The following is a 2,443-nucleotide window of genomic DNA, read 5'->3' as shown; positions in this document are numbered from 1 at the left end:
CGTATATATACATTAATAATTTGGGGGGCTGGGTCTTTTTTTTATACTTTATGGGTCTCCCCCGGGGGGGGGCCCCCCCTGGGCGGGGGCCCCCGGGGGGGCGGGGGGCCCCCCTCCATGGGTGTCAGACCAGAAGCTTCTGCTTGGCCTTGTCGTACTCCTCCTGGCTGAGGTGGCCCTTGTCCTTGAGCTCGGCGAGCCTGGCGAGGTCGGCAACGTGGCCGCCGCCTCCCGGCTCTCCGCCGGAGCCGGCGGCCTGCTTCACGTACTGCCGGAAGGACGCTTCGCGTGCCTCCGCCTCCTTGGCCTCGCGTCGTCCCATGCCCTTGCCGCGGACGATCAGGTAGACGAGCACGCCCACGTAGGGCAGCACGATCACGAAGATCACCCACACCGCCTTGGCCCAGCCGTTCAGCGAGTGGTCGCGGAAGATGTCCGTGACGACCTTGAACAGCAGGAAGAACCACAGCACCCACAGGAACAGGTACATCATGGTCAGGAAGAGGTTCAGGAGCGGATAGTCGTCCACGGGCCTACTCCGATCGTTCGGACAGTCCCCTATTGGTACATCCGCTCCCACGTGGCCGCATTTCCTGCCAGTCAGGCGGCAAGCAGGTCCAGGAAGGCGGACAGCTTGCTCCGTGTCCGCTCGATCTGCTGTTCCACGGTCAGCGACTCCTCGAAGCGACCTCCGGGTGCGGGTGACTTCCTGCCGCGCACGTAGAGCGAGCAGTCGAGGTCGGTGCAGACGTAGATCCCCACCGAGTTGCCGTCCCTGCCCGCCTGCCCGCGCTTGCGGGCGGTCATCAGGGAGACGCCGCTGCCCGGGTGCGTGGTCAGGCAGACCGAGCACATGCTGCGGTGCAGGAAGCCTCGCTGCTGGGACGGGAAGCGGAGCGTGACCCCCGTCAGTTCGCCGCGCAACTCCGTGACGATGTAGCTCCGGTCCGGCGCGGAGAGGTCGCGCCATCCCAGGAAGTCCAGGTCTTCCCAGGGGCGCTCCCCGAGGTCGCGGGGCAACGGCAGGCGCTTCGCCTCGCCCTTCGAACAGTTCACGAACGACGCTCGGATGTCCTGCTCACTGACGGCTCTCATGGCAGCGAAACTAACCCTGCCTATGATGCCTAGGCAAATGGTTAATGCCTTTAGGTCGCCGGTGGTCCCGCAGCGGGCCGGCGGGTGGGCGCGATCGGCAGGTGGTGCGCGGCCGGATGCCTGATGCCCAGCTCGGGGCGCCAGGCGGCCAGGATCTGGGCCGAAGGGTCGAACAGCGGGCCGGGCAGCTCGTCGGGGGAGGTCCACCGCCACACGCTGATGAGATGGGGTTCCGTGACCCGGGCGGCCTCCGGCCCCGCACGCACCAGAGCCGCCATGCTGATCCGGTTGATGCCGCCCACCACGTCGTGGAGCATCGCGAAGACGGTCACCGCCTCCTCGGGCACCCGCAGACCCGTTTCCTCGCGCAGTTCGCGGACGGCGGCCGCCGCCACCGATTCACGCGTCGGGTCGATCTTGCCGCCAGGCAGCTCCCACGTGCCGTCGCGGTGCCTGCCGAGCAGGATCCTGCCCTCTCCGTCCTCGACGACGACGCCCACGCCGAAGGCCGCCTGGGCCTGTGGTGGACGGGTGTTGCGGGTCTGGGCGTCTGTGGAACCACTGTCCATGTGCTGAGCTGCTCCCGGGAGTCGGATGCGGGTCGTCGGGCTCCGTCATCCGTACACGGAGCGGTCGGCCTCCTGTTGGATCTGCTCCCTGGCCGGAGTGCGCAGGGCCCGCTCGACCTCGGCCTCGGGGCGGATGGCGACGACACGCACGGTCACCAGGTCGATGCTGGTGGCGGGCAGCCGCGGCTCCGCCGCGAGGCCGGCGGCGACCTGTTCCCGCACCGCGGAGACGCCGTCCACGAGCGCGGCCGCGAGGGGGGTCCGGGCCAGGACGTCCAGGGCGTGCTGCTGCGCGGTCTCCGTCAGCAGGGTCGCGATCTGCTCCAGGGGTGCCCCGCGCCAGACCCCGGTGTCGGGATGCACGGAGAAGTCGAGCCGGGCGGCGGCCTCGGCGGGATCGTTGATCCGGTAGGTCACCGTGGCCTGGACGGTGACGTCCTGGAAGTCGGCGGTACGAGCGTGGAACGCCATCGCCAGTTCGCGGTCGTCGACAGGGACCTCGGAGAGCGCGGCGGTCAGAGGGCGGAACCAGAAGCTCGCACCGGGGCTGTCGTGGGTGAGCCTGCCGCGCTTGTGGTGGCGGATGTGGGCGGTGGGCGCGGAGCGCAGGTGCCGCCAGCCGAAGCGCCGTGTGATGTCGGCCATCTCAGGACCCCCTTCTTCTCGTCAGAAAGACGATAACGGCGTTCCCGCAATATCCTCAAGAGGACGAGAAGGGGTGCGTGCGGGGGCGCGCCTGCGAAACGCGGCAGGCCGGCGGTTTCCGTTGTAACCGCCGG

The 2,443-nt window shown here is 68.9% G+C and carries 3 protein-coding genes and 1 pseudogene; all 4 read right to left on the bottom strand.

What is annotated here, in order from left to right; translation table 11 throughout:
* Positions 1-124 precede the first annotated feature (124 nt).
* Positions 125-529 carry an SHOCT domain-containing protein gene (locus tag ACFU5K_RS31605; RefSeq protein ID WP_384068108.1) on the bottom strand — a complete coding sequence of 135 codons (405 nt, stop codon included), beginning with the start codon at positions 527-529 and terminating at the stop codon, positions 125-127.
* Between the two features lie 71 nt (positions 530-600).
* Positions 601-1,095 carry an FBP domain-containing protein gene (locus tag ACFU5K_RS31600; RefSeq protein WP_384068105.1) on the bottom strand — a complete coding sequence of 165 codons (495 nt, stop codon included), beginning with the start codon at positions 1,093-1,095 and terminating at the stop codon, positions 601-603.
* 50 nt (positions 1,096-1,145) lie between these two features.
* Positions 1,146-1,664, bottom strand: coding sequence for an NUDIX hydrolase (locus tag ACFU5K_RS31595; RefSeq protein WP_384068102.1), 519 nt, complete (start codon positions 1,662-1,664; stop codon positions 1,146-1,148).
* Positions 1,665-1,715: 51 nt separating this feature from the next.
* Positions 1,716-2,309: pseudogene (locus tag ACFU5K_RS31590) on the bottom strand (SPFH domain-containing protein); the annotation flags it as partial.
* Positions 2,310-2,443: the final 134 nt, after the last annotated feature.

Source organism: Streptomyces sp. NPDC057428 (assembly GCF_042803195.1).
Lineage (GTDB): Bacteria > Actinomycetota > Actinomycetes > Streptomycetales > Streptomycetaceae > Streptomyces.
This window is presented reverse-complemented; position numbering and strand designations above follow the sequence as displayed.

What these genes read in the sequence shown, in the direction of transcription:
- ACFU5K_RS31600 (WP_384068105.1), bottom strand. Translation starts at nt 1,095, where the DNA reads ATGAGAGCCGTCAGTGAGCAGGACATCCGAGCGTCGTTCGTGAACTGT.
- ACFU5K_RS31595 (WP_384068102.1), bottom strand. Translation starts at nt 1,664, where the DNA reads ATGGACAGTGGTTCCACAGACGCCCAGACCCGCAACACCCGTCCACCA.